An 18201-nucleotide genomic window follows, 5' to 3' on the forward strand; every position below is an offset into this window, starting at 1 on the left:
GGATCATTCGGCCAGCACTTGCCGAGTCAGTGTCTGGATCAGCTCGGCTTCTTCGATAGCGAGCTGGGCCTGCTCGTCATCGGTTTGCTTCTTGTAGTCTGCTTCCGGCAGCAGTCCGGCGACAAAACTGTCACGTAATGCATTCAATCGTTCCTGAGCGGGTTGGCGCTGCGCTTCGAATTGCGCTCGGTATTTGTTGGTTATATAGACCTGCCAGAACTCCCTGGAAACCAGTGCCTGGAATTCCTCAGGTGAATTATCCAGGGCCACGATTTTTTCATAAGCGCTATCCAGCCTGTCCTGAGTGACGTCACCCATCTGGGTAAAGGCCGTCCGCTGAGGCTGTCCGGGCAGCTGGAGGCGATCCTTGAGACCGTAGCGATAAGCCAGCCTGATCTCGACTTCCTCACTCAGGCGCAGGCGATGGGGGCGTTTCCCTTCTTCCGATACCGTCGGATCGTTGACGATCATCTCGCTGCGCTGGATGTCGGCTGAGGCGAACTTGTCCACTTCGTGCAAACGGAACAGCCCTCTGGACAATGCCGACAGCGCCTTGCCTTGTGATTGGTCCATGGCTTGACTCAGGGCCCTGTATACCAGGACCGCGACCTCCAGGTTGCCAAACGAGAACGCCGCTCGGTCGCAGCACGCAGGTTCGCCGGCCCGATCGAAAACTTCTCTGCGCAGCTGTTCGGACTCCGGACTGTTTTCGGAGATGGCGTCGATCAACTCCCAGACTCTTCGCCGGTGATCCTGCTGGCCCGTACCCAGTTGCTCCAGGCGCCTGAGCAGGTCGAAGAAAGGCTCCGCTCCCTGCTGTTCGCGCAGCATATTCCATTGCGCCCGCCTGGCGGAAACCTGGGCGGAGGCCAGTCCGTTGGTCAAGCGTCGAAACGACTCGTCGCCCCGATTTCTAAAGGGTGCCGGTGACCTGTTTTCGGTGGATGTGACCACTAGACGGTTCGGCTGCCCCACTTGGGCGAGCCCGGCTGTGATCAACCGTTCTGCGTATTGCGCGACCCGCGTCAACGTCTGATCGGACAATGGATTGCCGGTAACAGAGGTCACGTTATTGAGTCGGGCCGCCTGGGCCAGGAGCGCATCTGTAGGCGCGATGACGGCGTCAGGGATCTCTGTAATCCGGTTGGCATTCAGGTTGATCGTGTCCAGCAGCGGCTGCTCCGCCAGGCCCGTCGGCCATGTCTCAATGCCTGTGCCCGACAGATTAATCGAGCGGATATCGGGTATCTGGCTGAAGTCGGGGGTCACGCCGAGCTGTTGGTTTCCCTGTAACAAGAGCGCTCTGAGCGTGACGCGTTCCGCCAGGATGCGGGCGGTGTCCGGGGTCAGGCGAATACGGTTGTTATGCAGATACAAGCGCGTAAGGCCGTGCATCTCGCCCAATGCCGGGGGAAGGTCCCTGAGCTGATTGTCTGCCAGGTTCAGCCAGCGTACGTGTCGGTATCGCGTCAGGAAGCTTTCCGGGGAAACACTCAGGTTCATATTATCCAGCTTGAGTGAGCCTACGTGGCTGAAGTCTACGTCAAGGTCTGGCAGGCTCGGCAGTGTCAGTCCACTGAGATCGAGTTGCAGGCCGATCGGTGTGCCGTCATTGGCCAGCATCTGTGGTGTTTCTCGTCTCCAGCAACTCAGAATACGAGCTTTAGCGATGTCGCGATCCCCCCGAGTCACTGCATTGGTTGCCAATTGGCCTGCGCGAACGTAGCCCTGACGGCGAACGCCTCCCGAAAAGGCCCAGGCGTCCAACTGTGATTGGAGTTGATTGAACTCAAGTTCCAGCCTGTCCAGCTCTGCCGCCACTGTTCCTTTGGGGAGCCCCCAGAGAAACTCTCGACTTTGCTTGATGCTCTTGCCCGGATACATCCGCCGATACCTTTCAACCCTTGGATTGCCACAGTCAAACGCGCTGTCGATTGCGTTGTTGATCAGGTTCGGATGGTTTTCATGCAGATTGCGCCAATAGCTGTCGAATTTTCTCCAGTATTTAGCGGGGAAGTCATTGCCTTGCAGCTGCGTGACGTTATTGATCCGGACGATGGCCTCCAATTGATCGGTCGGTGGGTTCAGGCAGATTTCAGGCACTGCGCGCAGGCGGTTATTGAGCAGTTTGACGCTTTTCAGGTTGGTTTGACTCAGCAGGCCTATTGGCCATTGATCGATCTGTGTACTGCTGAGGTCCAGGGTTTGCAGTTTCGGCATGCCACTGAAATCGGGTGTTATCCCCAGCGGGTTTTCCGACAGATCGATATGTTCAAGCTGGGCCAGGCCGGCCAATTTTTCAGCGCTGGGTACATCCAGCCTGATCTGGTTCGAGCTCACGTTCAGCGAGGTTAATTGGCTCATTTCGCTGACCGCTGTGGGAAGCCTGTCGAGTTTGGAGTGGGTGATGCTCAGTCGCTCCAGATTGGAGAAATTGCCCAGGAACGTATCGGCCCCGTCCGACCAGTTGATCGACACAAGTTCCAACTTCCGTACATGGCTGAAGTCGGCTTTCAGTCCTGGAAGCGCAGCCGTACCCGGCGGCATCCTGAGTGATGTCCCGGTCTCACGACGCCAGCAGCGTTTGACCTCATCGGTAACGAGCCTGGGCCAGCTTGCAGATTCGGATGCGTTCGCATGCCGCCATGCTTTCAACTCCCTGCCGAGGGTTCTGTATTCGGTTTCTCGTCGAGCCAGTCCGCCGGCAATGTCGTTGCCCAGAGACTGGATAAAGGCGTTGATCTGTCCCTGGTCAAACGACGGAAACAGTGTGTGTACTCGCCGCTGCGGACTGCGCAGTTGATTCAAGAGGGCGCTGGCACTGTCGGCCAATTGCCGAAAGAACGACCAGTCATGCCATTCGCCTCGTACACCCCCCGGAGCACCGACGAGGGCGCTGACCCACACATTGGCGGCGTTGCGTCGGATGGCATGGCTTTCACCGAGGCGGCTGCTGTTGTAGACGTTAGCCTCGTCCATTGCTACCGGATCGCCCGGTTTGACGATGCGCCAGACTTTGCCAGTCGCCGAGGAAGCGTCGCGGTCGAGCATGACCCGGTAGGTGCCGTTGTCGATGGTCACGTATCGACGCTCGCCCATGGCGTGGATGCCGTCTGCATCGGCATTGTCTGGCACATGCCAGTGGGGTATCCGGAAAGCACTGATGCTTGAGGTTGATAGCGGCGCCTCCCGCGAAGGTGTGAGGAATTGCGGCAGATGCGCCTGTTGTACGTGCGCCTGTTCAAGCACGTCCTGGGCCAGCACGGCGATGTCGTGGGGCTCAAGGCCCAATTCATTGCGTTGGGTTTCGGTGAGCGCGCGCAGGGTGGCGCCGAGTAGGCTGTTCTGCCCGGCGACGGCCGTTGTCAGTTCGCCACTGCCCTGTAGGTAGCCGGCATATTCAGTGCCGGACTTGACCAGCATGACGAAGCTGTCTGCGTCTTCGCTCCCATAGGTGTCCAGCAGTGAGCCTCGGTGGGTGATCCGCCCGGTCTGATCGGTGGCGCCTTGGTAAACCTTTACACCGAGGTCGCTCGGCCAACCCGGCAAGAGCGTCAGCAGGTTGCAGAACAGGGCCTGGCTGTGCGCGTTGAGCCCGAGGCCGCTCGGGTCCGAAAGTGCGTTGAGCGCCTCAGTGATGGTACTTTGTTGAATACTCTTGTGAATGGCTTCGCGTACTGGAGCCTCCAGGAACGAGTAAAGGCCGATGTCGCGTAATGCGGGATGACGCCTTAGCAAATCTGCGGCCATTGCTCGTGACAGGTCCGGAAAGCGACGCCGCAACAGGCTGATGGCGGGGTCACCACCGGCTGTCTGCTCAAACAGTGCCGTGGGTGCAAACCGAGTGGCTGGATGTTGTGCATTCATGTGGTCGCGCAGTCGGCCATCGCGTAACGCCTCATACACGGCTGCTTGATGCGTCTGAAGGTGTGCCGCGAGTTTTTTTCTCAGCTCAAGCAATCGGCTCGCCAGGTGGTGCGCTTCACTGCCGTGACCTGCCTGACCCAACGTGCTACCCGGGATGAGTCGTTCATGTTCCTGCAAGACCTGTTGCATGAGTGAGCCGACCGGCGAGCCAAATGCCGGTGCCAGGTAACGATCACGCCCCTCCTGGCGCAGCTCGATGGTGGCCAACGGTTGTGTGTGGGGCGCGAGCACCGGGGTGTAGCTGGACAGCAAGGTTTTGCCGTCAGGGGTGTACAGCTTGATCGTGCAGGTGCCCAGGTCTGCCAGTAGTGCAGGCATGATCTGGTCGGCGATGGGCGGCAGCGGGCCATCGCTGCGCTCTAGCGCTGTTTGCAGCTGGGTGAGCCCTTCGCGCAGTTGCTGATTCTCGATGGCTTGTGTCAAGGCGACAGGGCCGGGCCGGCGATCGAACCAGATATCCAGCAATTCCTGGCGATCAACGGCTGCGACATCCAACGCGCGCTTGCTGGCGGTCGGGCTCAACGGCAGTTCGCTGGGCGAGATCATGTGCTGCAGCAATTGGGCTTCGTTCAGCGCGCGGGTATCGATGGAGTCGAGTGTCCAGCGGTCATGTTTGGCCGAGTAAGTGACATAGGGGTGAATGCTTGAAGAGCCCGGCATGTCCAGTTGATAGCGCCCGGAGCTCTTCTCGAGGGTGACCTGGGCGAATTTGGTTTGGTTGTCGACCTGCAGCTTGATGTAGCTGCGGCCGCCCTTTTCAAACAGGCCTTGAGGGTTTTGTTCAAGTCCTGTCAGGTAGTTCGGGTCGATTTGTGTGTAGTCGTTGATGAACCACAACCCTGGCTTGCCGTCTGTGGCAATAGCGTAGTTGGGGTTGCCCAGCGCGCTCATCAACCGACGGGTGCGGCGGGCAGACAACTTGGCCGCCGCCCCCTGTAAACGCAGCCCCACCAGCAGGTCAAGAATGTCGCCGACGGCTTGCACCAGCTCTGCCTGCTGGCCTCGGCGCAGCGCCACAATGGCAGACCAGGTCTGGTAGACGAGGGTGCCCAGCATTGCGACCAGCATGATTTTGCCCAAGCCGGTCACGCCACCGGGGAGCGGAATCAGCAGCATCGACAAGGTCTCGCTGACCAGATAGGTGGCCAACGCAACGGCGGCCTCGCGGTCCGCCATTTTATTGGTGCGCGCCAGTCGGATAAGGTCCGATTGGATTGGCCACGACTGGTAGATCGGCAAGGTGAGGGCGAGGCTGCGGATGTCCGTGCCGATTTTTTCCACCGCCAGTTTTTGCCTGTTTGGGGTCTTGCTGGCAAACAGGTCGTACAGGATCCGTGCGTGCCAGGAGAGGTCGTCCCGGTTGACATTCAGCGGTTTGATGAAGGCTCGCAGCTTTTCCTGATTGTTCAGGGAGATGGCCTTCATGAACCAACTGAAGTGTGCCAGCCCCACGTCGTTGCGGATCTGGTTCTGCAGGGCGTCCACGGCTTCTTGCCCAGAGGCGTGCCGCCGTAGTGCGCCGTTGGGGCGGTCCGGGAAATAACTGTAGACGCAAGAACCGTCTGGCGTATCAAAGCGACGAGTGAAAAACGGCAAGGCAATCTTGTCGCCGCCGGCGTCCAGTTGGTAGAGGTCCCAATGCACGCTGGTGTCGAACAGCCAGCTTTTGAGGTCATTGAATTCCCGCTCGCTGATACTCCAGGACTCATTGGTGCGATAGGCGTCCCTCAAAGCGACCAGCAGCTTGGTGCCTTGCAGGCCGGAGAGCGGGGTGGACAGGCGCTTCATGAACTCTTTTTCGATGTAGTCGCTGATGCGCTTGCCGATGTCCACGCTCCTTGCCACGCCCACGAACTCTTTGACGCTGATGACGTCGCCGCTGATAGAGCTGGCGCGTTGTTCTTCGGTGGAGAAATACGCGGTAAACCCGAAGTTGCGATACGCGGCCTCCAGCAAGGTGATCGAGCGTTCGTACTCACGTATGCCCAGGTCCTCTTTGTAGATACGCACGTTGTTGCCCAGGCGATCGTTGGCGGGGAGGTCATCCGGGGAGACCGGCAACTGCCGGATCCGCGTCTTCAGGTAGGTAGTACGCGAATTGATGGCCGTGCCGGTTTTGCTCTTCAGCGCGCGCTCCAGAGCGTCGACCATTTGCTGGCTCAGGTCGTCGTAAAGAGCTGTGAGGGCGTTGCCAAGGGTTTGCTCGCGCTCCACCAGCTCTTTGCTCAGGCGCAGGTATTCTTTTTGCTCATCCACGCCCATCTTGCCCATGAAGGCGGTTACGTTTTCCTGTATCAGCTGATAAATCTGTTGTTCGGCCCAGCTTGCATTGGTGAGTAATGCAGGTTGCTCTGCATCAGGGGTGACTGAGTTGGTCATGGTGTGTGCTCAGGAAGAGAGCGCTTGGCATGGCAGCCTGGCAGGCGCTCTGTTGAAAGGACCGAGCGACATTAGGGCGGACAGTATCGAAAGAAGCGGTGCATAAAGCTGTGCGCTGAAAACGCCCCGGCCGCTGCACCGTCAATGACGACGAGTGATCAGCACCCCCATGCGGGCCCTGCCACCAGCAAAACCGGGCTATAAGCGCCGTCGGGCGCGGCGTGGCTAAAAGCCGACCACTGTCGTCGGAATTGGTCAAAATTTGTGCTATATTCCGCGCCCGCGATTTTTCATCTCAACACCGGTCACCGTCATGCAAACAGCCAAGCCGTTATTTGACTATCCCAAGTACTGGGCCGAATGTTTCGGTCCTGCGCCATTCCTGCCGATGAGCAGGGAGGAGATGGATCAGCTTGGCTGGGATTCCTGCGACATCATCATCGTCACCGGTGATGCCTACGTTGACCATCCGTCGTTCGGCATGGCGATCATCGGCCGGCTGCTGGAGTCCCAGGGCTTTCGCGTCGGGATCATTGCGCAGCCGAACTGGCAGTCCAAAGACGACTTCATGAAGCTCGGCGAGCCGAACCTGTTCTTCGGCGTCGCGGCCGGCAACATGGACTCGATGATCAACCGTTACACCGCCGACAAGAAAATCCGCTCCGACGACGCCTACACCCCTGGCGGCATGGCCGGCAAACGCCCGGACCGTGCGAGCCTGGTGTACAGCCAGCGTTGCAAGGAAGCCTACAAGAACGTGCCAATCGTGCTTGGCGGTATCGAAGCCTCCCTGCGCCGCATCGCCCACTACGACTACTGGCAGGACCGTGTGCGCAACTCGATCCTGATCGACGCCACCGCCGATATCCTGCTGTACGGCAACGCCGAGCGGGCCATCGTCGAAGTGGCCCAGCGCCTGTCGTGGGGCCATAAGATCGAAGACATCACCGACGTGCGCGGCACCGCGTTCATTCGCCGTGACACCCCGGCGGGCTGGTATGAAGTGGACTCCACGCGCATCGACCGCCCGGGCAAGGTCGACAAGATCATCAACCCGTACGTCAATACCCAGGACACCCAGGCTTGCGCCATCGAGCAGGAAAAAGGCGCGGTGGACGACCCGGAAGAAGCCAAGGTCGTACAGATCCTGGCCAGCCCGCGCATGACCCGCGACAAGACCGTCATCCGCCTGCCTTCGGTGGAAAAAGTCCGTGGCGACGCGGTGCTCTACGCCCACGCCAACCGCGTGTTGCACCTGGAAACCAACCCAGGCAACGCCCGCGCCCTGGTGCAGAAGCACGGTGAAGTCGACGTGTGGTTCAACCCGCCGCCCATTCCGATGACCACCGAAGAAATGGACTACGTGTTCGGCATGCCTTACGCCCGTGTCCCGCACCCGGCGTACGGCAAGGAGAAGATCCCGGCCTACGACATGATCCGCTTCTCGGTGAACATCATGCGTGGCTGCTTCGGCGGCTGCACTTTCTGCTCGATCACCGAGCACGAAGGCCGCATCATCCAGAACCGTTCCGAAGAGTCGATCATTCGCGAGATCGAAGAGATCCGCGACAAGGTGCCGGGCTTTACCGGCGTGATCTCCGACCTCGGTGGGCCGACCGCGAACATGTATCGCATCGCCTGCAAGAGCCCGGAAATCGAATCCGCGTGCCGCAAGCCGTCGTGCGTGTTCCCTGGCATCTGCCCGAACCTGAACACCGACCACTCGTCGCTGATCCAGCTGTACCGCAGCGCCCGTGCGTTGCCGGGTGTGAAGAAGATCCTGATCGCCTCCGGCCTGCGTTACGACCTTGCCGTTGAGTCGCCGGAATACGTCAAGGAACTGGTGACCCACCACGTCGGTGGCTACCTGAAGATCGCCCCGGAGCATACCGAGGAAGGTCCGCTCAACCAGATGATGAAACCGGGCATCGGCAGCTATGACAAGTTCAAGCGCATGTTCGAGAAGTACACCAAGGAAGCGGGCAAGGAACAGTACCTGATCCCGTACTTCATCGCCGCTCACCCCGGCACCACCGATGAAGACATGATGAACCTGGCCCTGTGGCTCAAGGGCAACGGCTTCCGTGCCGACCAGGTGCAGGCGTTCTATCCGTCGCCGATGGCCACCGCCACCGCGATGTACCACTCGGGCAAGAACCCGCTGCGCAAGGTCACCTACAAGAGCGATGCGGTGACCATCGTCAAGAGCGAAGAGCAGCGCCGCCTGCACAAGGCGTTCCTGCGCTACCACGACCCCAAGGGCTGGCCGATGCTGCGTGAAGCGCTGACCCGCATGGGCCGCGCCGACCTGATCGGGCCGGGCAAGGACCAACTGATTCCGCTGCACCAGCCGAGCACCGACAGCTACCAGAGCGCGCGTCGCAAGAACTCGACGCCGGCCGGCAGCCACAAGGTCGCCAGGGAAACCACCACCAAAATCCTCACCCAGCACACCGGCCTGCCACCGCGTGGCAGTGATGGCAGCAACCCGTGGGACAAGCGCGAGCAAGCCAAGGCGGCGGCGCAGGCGCGCAACAAACAGGCGGCGAAGGAACGTACCGATGCGGCGAAGGGCAAAGGCGGCAAGCCTGTGCGCAAGCCGGTGGTGCCGCGTTGATCGCAGCCTGACATGCCAAACGCCAGCCTCGTGCTGGCGTTTTGCTTTCTAGTCGGTGGTGAGCCTGTTTGGTATGGTGGCGCCTATCAGATTGCTATCGGGGGCAAGCCCCCTCCCACACGTTGATGCGTGTATACATTCAAAATGTGGGAGGGGGCTTGCCCCCGATAGCGTCAGTTCCGTCACCCCCTTCAAGGAAGATCACCCCCATGAGCAACCCCCTGCTCAGCATCGGCATGGACTCCAACCGCTCCCAGTTCATGGCGCGCCAGCGTATTGAAAGTCAGATCAACCTGCCGCGGTTGTTTGCAGCTATCGACGCCGATCCGGGCATCGTCGGGGCTGGCGTTGTGTATATCGACGCTGACCTCAACGTTATCACTCTGCGCGAATTCAAGCCCATCTGCAGTATCAGGCCCAAGCGCATCATCTTGCGCGAGGCGCAGAAATACATCTCGCCCGCACAGTTTGTAGAGCAGGTGAAGACCGACCCCCGCGAAGGACGTCTGAGGAAAGAGGCGTTTGATATGGGCCTTTCATGTGGCGCAGCGGTGATCGGCTGGATCGTTGTATTCAGCGGCAGCGTCGCTGTGCCGTTCACTGCGGGTGCCAGTGCGTTTGTGGTGGGTATCGGCGTCACTGCGGCGCTGGCGAGCAGCGCCCAATGCGGATTTGGCGTGGCGCGTACCTATAACGAAATACTTGATCCCGATGCGAACGACCGCATGGACGACGCCGAATGGTATGGCGCGGTTTCACCCATCCTCGATGCGGCCTCGCTGGTGGGGATCGGCACGGGGGCCTTGACCACGGTCAGGCTGCTCAAAGCCAACAAGGCCGCCGCGTTGGGTAAGAGTTGGTATGAGCTGCTCAAGGGCCTGAGCCGTCAGGAACGCAAGAAATTGACCAAGGAGTTGCTCAGCCTGCGCGATCCGAGCCTGACGCCCAAGTTGCTCAAGCTGCAGCAGCGCGCTGGCAAGCTGACCAAGAGCTACAGCTCCACCGAAATCCGCCACGCCACGCTGACCCAATTGAAAGATGCGCTGGGCGGCCTATTGGGCATCGCCGGTAGCTATCGAACCGGGCATGTCGGTACGGCCAGCACCATTGCGATCGGCTTGTACGAGGATTTGACCGAATGAGCGGCTTCCCCGATATGCGCAGTTTTCTCGCCCGTTATTTTCCGGTGTTCATGGGCACCGTCTTCATGGCGATCTTCTCCGGCTCAGTCGCAGTTTCCACTGCGGGCGTGACCTATTTGCGTGGGGTAGAGCCAGCGCTCAAGTCCAGCTATTCGGGGGCTGCGATTCTGCTGCTGGTGGTGGTGCTGGTGTTTGGCAACGTGATGATCGCGCGTGGCTATCCCTGGGCGGCCAGGCTGGTGGCGGGATACCTCGGCGCATGCCTGTTGTTCGTCTTGCCGATGATTCAGTACGACCTCAACCGCCTGGTGTACGGTTCGGCGGTTTTGTTCCCACTGCTGGGCTTACTGTTGCTCAACAGCAAGCGCCACCGCGAAATGCGTCAGCGGCTACATGAAATACGGCGCTTGCGACAGGCCGTCGTTGCCCAGCGTAGAGCCCGTTGATTGGGTAGATTCACCACCTGTATTCGCACCTTCACCAGGAAGTCTGGCCCGCGTTACGATCTCGCGCTAAACCAGGCGGCCGCGCAGGCCTGTAAAACGCCAGTCTCGGGTTGGCGTTTCGCTTTGTGGTAGGTGCTGAGCCTGTTTGGTATGGTGGCGCCTATCAGATTGCTATCGGGGGCTTGCCCCCGATAGCGTCGGTTCAGTTGTACGAGGAAGTAAAAGAATGGGCGAACTGATGACGCTCCGGGACTTTTTCAGGCATTACTTTCTGACATTTCTGGGCGGCGTATTTGCGGCGTATTTTTCATTGGCGTTGGCCATGGCGCTGGCGTTCGTCACCTATTTTGCTGATGCGCCCCTTGCGCAAGTCGGGCGCAAGATCATGCTGGCCGGGGCCGTGTTCACGCTGCTGACGGTGCACAGCAACTTTATGATTTTGCGCGGCAAACCCTCTTGGACATGGTTGATGGTCGGTATCTACGTGGCCTGCCTGCTGTTTGTGTTGCCGATGTTCCAATACGCCCCTCATCCTGTTCTTTATGGGTTGGCGCTGGTTTTTCCACTGTTCGGGCTGCTGATACTCAACAGCAAGGGGCAGCGAGAGATGCGAGCCAAATTGGTTAAAATTCGCCACCTGCGGCAAGCCATCGGCGCCAGGCACAAGGCCCCATGACTGGGTAGATTCACCACCTCCCTCCAGGCGTTCGCCATAAATATGTGCAGCCTTCGCACCATGACGCCACCGTTGGCGCCATTTTGGTGCTGTACTGCGGCGGTTCCCACGATAAAGCGCAATGACCGCCGCTCTGGCATAAGTCTTGCGCGCGTTGTGCCCATGCCCTGGCTCGCAGGAGGCCGCCGTGTCGATTCATGTCGCGTTGCACCACGTTACGCATTACCGCTACGACCGTGCTGTCGAACTCGGCCCGCAAATTGTGCGATTGCGCCCGGCGGCCCATAGCCGCACGCGGATACTGTCCTATGCGCTGAAGGTGCTGCCCGAGCAGCACTTTATCAACTGGCAGCAGGACCCCCAGGGTAATTATCTGGCGCGTCTGGTATTTCCGGAAAAGACTGACGAGCTGCGCGTAGAGGTCGATCTGGTCGCCGAGATGGCGGTATTCAATCCATTCGATTTTTTCCTCGAGCCCTACGCCGAAAACATCCCTTTCAGCTATGCCGCCGATGAGCAGCGCGAACTGGCGCCCTACCTGGAAACGTTGCCGCTGACGCCGAAGTTTGCCGCCTACCTGGCCGGTATCGACCGCACGCCGCTGCCGGCCGTGGATTTTCTGGTCGGACTCAACCAGCGCCTGGCCGCCGATATCGGCTACCTGATCCGCATGGAGCCGGGGGTGCAAACCCCGGAGTTCACCCTGGAAAATGCCTCGGGCTCATGCCGCGATTCGGCCTGGCTGCTGGTGCAGCTGCTGCGCAACCTCGGGTTGGCGGCGCGGTTTGTCTCCGGCTATCTGATCCAGCTCACCGCCGATGTCAAAGCCCTGGATGGCCCCTCCGGCACCGACGTGGATTTCACCGACCTGCACGCCTGGTGCGAGGTGTATCTGCCCGGCGCCGGCTGGATCGGCCTGGATGCCACCTCGGGCTTGTTCGCTGGTGAAGGCCATATCCCGTTGGCCTGCAGCCCCGATCCGTCTTCTGCGGCACCGATCAGTGGCTTGGTTGAGCCGTGCGAATGCGAGTTCAGCCACGAGATGTCGGTGGAGCGCCTCTGGGAAGCGCCACGGGTGACCAAGCCCTACACCGAAGAGCAATGGCTGGCGATCCAGGCCCTGGGCCGGCAGATTGATGCTGACCTGCACAGGGACGATGTGCGCCTGACCATGGGCGGCGAACCGACGTTCGTCTCTATCGATGACCCCGACGGCGCCGAATGGAATACCGCCGCCTTGGGCCCGGACAAGCGTCGCTTGTCCGCCGAGCTGTTCCAGCGCCTGCGCAGGCACTACGCGCCGCAGGGCCTGGTGCATTTCGGCCAGGGCAAGTGGTACCCCGGCGAGCAGTTGCCGCGCTGGTCCCTGAACTGCTACTGGCGCCGCGACGGCGTGCCGATCTGGCACAACAGCGCGTTGATCGCCGATGAACAAGCCGACTACGGCGCGGATGGCGTACTGGCCGGGCGCTTCCTGGCCAGTGTCGCCGAGCGTCTCAAGCTGCCGGCCCGTTTTGTGTTCCCCGCGTTTGAAGACAATTTTTACTACCTGTGGCGCGAGGGGGCGCTACCGCAAAACGTCACCGCCCAGGACCCGCGCCTGAGCGATGACCTGGAGCGCGAGCGCCTGCGCAAAGTCTTCAACCAGGGCCTGGATAAAGTCATCGGCCAGGTGCTGCCGCTGGCGCGCACCGCCGCCAATGATCGCTGGCAGAGCGGGCGCTGGTACCTGCGCGACAACCATTGCCGCCTGGTGCCGGGCGATTCGCCGTTGGGTTATCGACTGCCGCTGGCCTCGCAGCCGTGGGTGACGGCTGCGGAATATCCGTTTGTGCATCCGACCGACCCGAATCAGGACCAACCGGCGCTGCCGACCACTGCCCAACTGCACAGTCATGACGAGCCGGCCCCGAGTGATGAGCGCATGCCGCAGGTCGATGAATCCGCCGACTGGCTCACCCGCACTGCGCTGTGCGCCGAAGCGCGGGAAGGACGCCTGTACCTGTTTATGCCGCCGCTGGAGCGCGTCGAGGATTACCTGGAGCTGGTGACCGCCATCGAGGCGACCGCCGAAGAACTGCATTGCCCGGTGCTGCTGGAAGGCTACGAACCGCCTTCGGATACACGCCTGAGCAATTTCCGAGTGACGCCGGACCCCGGCGTGATCGAGGTTAACGTGCAGCCGTCCGCCACCTGGGACGAGTTGGTGGAGCGCACCGAATTCCTCTACGAAGAGGCGCGGCAAACCCGCCTGACCACGGAAAAGTTCATGATCGACGGTCGTCATACCGGCACCGGCGGCGGCAACCATTTCGTGCTGGGCGGCGCCACGCCCAAGGATTCACCGTTTCTGCGCCGGCCTGATCTGCTGCGCAGCTTGATCAGTTATTGGCACAACCACCCCTCGCTGTCCTATCTGTTTTCCGGCCTGTTTATCGGCCCCACGTCCCAGGCGCCGAGAGTGGATGAGGCGCGCAACGACGCGCTGTATGAGCTGGAAATCGCCTTTGCGCAAATGCCCGCGCCGGGCGAAGAATGCCCGCCCTGGTTGGTCGACCGTCTGCTGCGCAACCTGCTGATCGACGTCACGGGCAATACCCATCGCGCCGAGTTCTGCATCGACAAGCTCTATTCCCCCGATGGCGCCACCGGCCGCCTGGGCCTGCTGGAACTGCGCGCCTTTGAAATGCCGCCCCATGCGCGCATGAGCCTCACCCAGCAGTTGCTGTTGCGGGCGCTGGTCGCGCGGTTCTGGCGTGAACCTTACGCGCCACCGAAGTTGGCGCGCTGGGGCACCGAACTGCATGATCGCTTCCTGTTGCCGCACTTTATCGAGCAGGACTTCGCCGATGTGATCGCCGAGCTCAATGCCGCCGGTTATCCGCTGCGCGCCGAGTGGTTTGCCGCGCACCTGGAGTTTCGTTTTCCCAAGGTCGGCGACTATGCCGTCAGCGGTATCGAGCTGGAACTGCGCCAGGCCCTGGAACCCTGGCATGTGCTGGGCGAGGAGGGCGCGGTCGGCGGTACGGTGCGCTATGTGGACTCATCCCTGGAACGTCTGCAAGTGAAGTTGAGCGGCTTGGCACCGCAACGTTATGTACTGACCTGCAATGGCATCCCGGTGCCGCTGCAGCCGACCGGCCGCGTCGGCGAGTTTGTCGCCGGGGTGCGTTACCGCGCCTGGCAACCGGCCAACTGCCTGCAGCCGACCATCGCGGTGCATGCGCCACTGGTGTTCGACCTGGTGGACACCTGGATGCAGCGCTCGCTGGGCGGTTGCCAGTACCATGTGGCCCATCCGGGCGGGCGCAATTACGACAGCTTGCCGGTGAATGCCAATGAAGCCGAGAGCCGGCGGATGGCGCGGTTTTTCCGCTTGGGGCATAGTCCAGGTAAGCTCTGCGTGCCGACTGTGGTGGTGAACGATGAATTGCCGATGACGCTGGATCTGCGCCGCTTCCCTAATAAAAATGATTGAATGACAATCCAAATGTGGGAGGGTCCTCCCACAAGGATTTGCAGTGTTTGTTGAGTTAACCTGAGCCCCCTTGCCTCTGCCGAGCGTTCCATGTCCGATTTGCTCGACCGTTACCCGCTGACTCCGGGCACCTATCACGAACTGCTGGATGACAGCGGCGCAGTGCGTGCCCATTGGCAGCGCCTGCTCGACCACCTGCAACGCAGCACGCCAGCCCAACTGGCCCAGCGCCAGGCATTGCTGACCCGGCAGATCCAGGAAAACGGCGTAACCTATAACGTCTACGCCGATCCCAAGGGCGCCGATCGCCCATGGGAACTGGACCTGTTGCCCCACGTGCTGGCCGCTGACGAGTGGCAGCACCTGTCGGCCGGCATTGCCCAGCGGGCGCGCCTGCTCAATGCCGTGCTCGCCGACCTCTATGGGCCGCAGCGCCTGATCAAGGAAGGCCTGCTGCCCGCCGAGCTGGTATTCGGTCACAACAACTTCCTGTGGCCGTGCCAGGGTATCCAGCCACCGGACGGAGCTTTCCTGCACCTGTACGCCGTGGACCTGGCCCGCACGCCGGATGGACGCTGGTGGGTGACGGCCGACCGAACCCAGGCCCCGTCGGGCGCCGGCTATGCCCTGGAAAACCGCACCATCGTGTCCCGCGCCTTCCCGGACCTCTACCGTGACCTGCAGGTGCAACACCTCACCGGTTTCTTCCGCACGCTCCAGGAAACCCTGGCCCGCCAGGCGCCCGGCGATGACCAGCCACCGTTGATCGTGCTGCTGACGCCGGGGCGCTTCAACGAAAGCTATTTCGAACATTTGTACCTCGCGCGTCAGCTCGGCTACCCCCTGGTGGAAGGCGGCGACCTCACCGTGCGCGACAGCACCGTGTTTCTCAAGACCCTCAGTGGCTTGCGCCGCGTTCACGCAATCATGCGGCGCCTGGATGACGACTTCTGCGACCCCCTGGAGCTGCGCACCGATTCGGCGCTCGGCGTCCCGGGCCTGCTGGATGCCGTGCGCCAGGGCAATGTGCTGGTGGCCAATGCCCTGGGCAGCGGTGTGCTGGAGTCCCCGGGCCTGCTTGGCTTCCTGCCGAAGATCAATGAGTTTTTATTTGGCGAAGCACTGATCCTGCCGTCCATCGCCACCTGGTGGTGCGGCGAGGCGCCGGTGCTGGCCGAGGCGTTGGAGAAGCTGCCGCAGTTGTTGATCAAACCGGCGTTCCCCTCGCAGAGTTTCGCCCCGGTGTTCGGTCGCGACCTGAACGCCGAACAACGCCAGGCCCTGGCCGACCGCATGCGTGCCAGACCCTACGCCTATGTTGCCCAGGAGCTGGCGCAGCTGTCCCAGGCGCCGGTGTGGCACACCGTGGACGACCACTTGCAGCACCGCGCCATCGGCATGCGCGTGTACGCCGTGGCCAGTGACGACGGCTACCGTGTGCTGCCCGGCGGCCTGACCCGCGTAGCCGCCGAAGCCGATGCCGAAGTGGTGTCGATGCAACGCGGCGGAGCGAGCAAGGACACCTGGGTACTCGGCGAACGTGCGCCCGGTGGCGAGCAGTGGCGCGCCCAGCGCGTGATTGGCGCGCACGACCTGGTGCGCCGCGATCCGTATCTGCCGTCTCGGGTGGTGGAGAACCTGTTCTGGTTTGGCCGTTATTGCGAGCGCTGCGATGACAGCGCGCGCTGGCTGCGTATTGTGCTGGCGCGCTATGTCGACGGCGACGACCCGCTGGCCTTGCAGGCGGCGGTCGAACTGGGCGAAAGCCTGCGGCTGTTGCCGGAAGAGGGCGAGTTGCCCGAACGCTTGCTGGCCGCCTTGCTCGGCGATGACTGGCCCTCGAGCCTGCGCGCCAATTTGCAGCGCTTGCAGTGGGCGGCGTCCCAGGTGCGCGGCAAGTTGTCCCGGGAAAACTGGCAGGCGCTGGTGGAGCTGCAACGCGAAGCCATGGAATTGGAGCGTGAAACCCCGGACTTCGGCGAGTTGCTGGACTTCCTCAACCGTCTGGTGATGTCCCTGGCGGCGCTGTCCGGGTTTGCCCTGGACGATATGACCCGCGACGAGGGCTGGCGCTTCCTGATGATGGGCCGGCGTATCGAGCGCCTGCAGTTCCTGAGCGGCAGCCTTGCCGCGTTTTTGCGCGGCGTGGCGGTCTTCGATCAGGCCGGGCTGGAATGGTTGCTGGAACTGGGCAACAGCAGCATCACCTACCGTTCGCGGTACCTGGCGGTGCCGCAACTGATTCCGGTGCTCGACCTGTTGTTGCTCGACGAGCAGAACCCCCATGCGGTGCTGTTCCAGCTCAAACTGGTGAGCCGCACCTTGCGTCGCTTGAACGATGATTTCGGCGTGCCACGGGAAACCGGCCTGGGAGCGTTGGTGGAACAGTTGGCGCGTTTCGATCTGGGGTGCCTGGAGAACCCGCTGTTCGGCGAATCCGGCGTGCGCGCCGCCCTGGATGGCCTGGCCGACCTGCTGCAAGCGGTCGCCGATGAAAGCGGGCAAGTGTCGGACCGCCTGGCCCTGCGCCACTTTGCCCATGTGGATGATGTCAGCCAGCAAACGGTGTCGGTGTGATGAGTGCGCGCTATCAGATTTTCCATGACACCCATTATCACTACGACAGCCCGGTGTCCCTGGCCCAGCAGCTGGCGCATTTATGGCCGCGGCCCTGTGCGTGGCAACGGTGCACCTGGCAGACCCTGGATATCAGCCCGCAGCCCTCGTCACGCCGCGATGAGCTGGACGTGTTCGGCAACCCGATCACCCGCCTGGCGTTCGAACGGCCCCATGACGAATTGCTGATCAACGCCGGCCTGACCGTGGAAGTGCTGGCGCGGCCGCCGTTGGATTTGCGCCAGTCGCCGGCGTGGGACCGCACCCGTGACAGCTTTACCTACAGCAGCCAGCCGCTGTCACCGCAGATCATCGAAGCCTGCCGCTATCGCTTCGAATCGCCTTACGTGCATTTGAAAAGAACCTTCGTCGAGTTCTCCGAAAGCTGCTTCCCGCCCGGCGCACCCCTGTTGATAGGCGTGCAGGCGCTGATGCAGAAGATCTTCAGCGAATTCACCTTCGATGCCGAAGCCACTCAGGTTGCCACGCCGCTGGTGGAAGTGCTGGAGCGCCGTCGCGGCGTATGCCAGGACTTCGCCCACTTGATGCTTGCCTGCCTGCGCTCGCGGGGCCTGGCGGCGCGCTATATCAGCGGCTATCTGCTCACCCAGCCGCCGCCCGGCCAGCCACGGCTGATCGGCGCCGATGCTTCTCATGCCTGGGTGTCGGTGTTTTGTCCGGTGTCGGGTTGGGTGGATTTCGATCCGACGAATAACGTGCGGCCGGCACTGGAGCACATCACCCTGGCCTGGGGCCGGGACTTTTCCGATGTGTCGCCGTTGCGCGGGGTGATATTGGGGGGAGGGAACCATGACCCGGAGGTGCGGGTGACGGTGATGCCGCTGGAATGATCGTGCTTCAGGTGCGCCGGGACGCGCAGCGTCCCAGGCTGCATTCCCACGCAGAGCGTGGGAACGATC

General features: G+C 61.6%; 8 protein-coding genes. 7 read left to right on the top strand and 1 reads right to left on the bottom strand.

Translation table 11 applies throughout. The annotated features are described in order from the left end of the window. Window positions 1-3: 3 nt before the first annotated feature. Window positions 4-6306 (bottom strand): NEL-type E3 ubiquitin ligase domain-containing protein, encoded by a 6303-nt coding sequence (locus BFP90_RS11570; protein ID WP_065896730.1) that lies wholly within the window; start codon window positions 6304-6306, stop codon window positions 4-6. 313 nt (window positions 6307-6619) lie between these two features. Between BFP90_RS11570 and BFP90_RS11575 the strand changes: the two genes are divergently transcribed. From BFP90_RS11575 to BFP90_RS11605, 7 genes are all read left to right on the top strand, one after another. Then, the gene (locus BFP90_RS11575) at window positions 6620-8923 is read left to right on the top strand and encodes a YgiQ family radical SAM protein (protein WP_065894512.1); all 2304 of its coding nucleotides are present in this window, start codon (window positions 6620-6622) and stop codon (window positions 8921-8923) included. 209 nt (window positions 8924-9132) lie between these two features. Beyond that, window positions 9133-10065: an NAD synthetase gene (locus tag BFP90_RS11580; RefSeq protein ID WP_065894513.1), complete on the top strand. Its 933-nt coding sequence runs from the start codon at window positions 9133-9135 to the stop codon at window positions 10063-10065. After that, complete coding sequence (locus tag BFP90_RS11585) at window positions 10062-10511, top strand: hypothetical protein (protein ID WP_065896731.1); 450 nt, start codon at window positions 10062-10064, stop codon at window positions 10509-10511. Before BFP90_RS11580 ends, BFP90_RS11585 begins: the two co-directional genes overlap by 4 nt. Before the next feature lie 226 nt (window positions 10512-10737). Next, window positions 10738-11187: a hypothetical protein gene (locus BFP90_RS11590; protein ID WP_065894517.1), complete on the top strand. Its 450-nt coding sequence runs from the start codon at window positions 10738-10740 to the stop codon at window positions 11185-11187. A 187-nt stretch (window positions 11188-11374) separates the two neighbouring features. Further along, window positions 11375-14665 carry a transglutaminase family protein gene (locus tag BFP90_RS11595; protein ID WP_065894519.1) on the top strand — a complete coding sequence of 1097 codons (3291 nt, stop codon included), beginning with the start codon at window positions 11375-11377 and terminating at the stop codon, window positions 14663-14665. A 90-nt stretch (window positions 14666-14755) separates the two neighbouring features. Continuing rightward, window positions 14756-17242 carry a circularly permuted type 2 ATP-grasp protein gene (locus BFP90_RS11600; RefSeq protein WP_065894521.1) on the top strand — a complete coding sequence of 829 codons (2487 nt, stop codon included), beginning with the start codon at window positions 14756-14758 and terminating at the stop codon, window positions 17240-17242. Then, window positions 17242-18132 carry a transglutaminase family protein gene (locus BFP90_RS11605; RefSeq protein ID WP_065896732.1) on the top strand — a complete coding sequence of 297 codons (891 nt, stop codon included), beginning with the start codon at window positions 17242-17244 and terminating at the stop codon, window positions 18130-18132. The genes BFP90_RS11600 and BFP90_RS11605 overlap by 1 nt, the downstream gene beginning before the upstream one ends. The last annotated feature ends 69 nt before the right edge of the window (window positions 18133-18201 follow it).

This window comes from Pseudomonas sp. 24 E 13 (assembly GCF_900004715.1).
Taxonomy (GTDB): domain Bacteria; phylum Pseudomonadota; class Gammaproteobacteria; order Pseudomonadales; family Pseudomonadaceae; genus Aquipseudomonas; species Aquipseudomonas orientalis_A.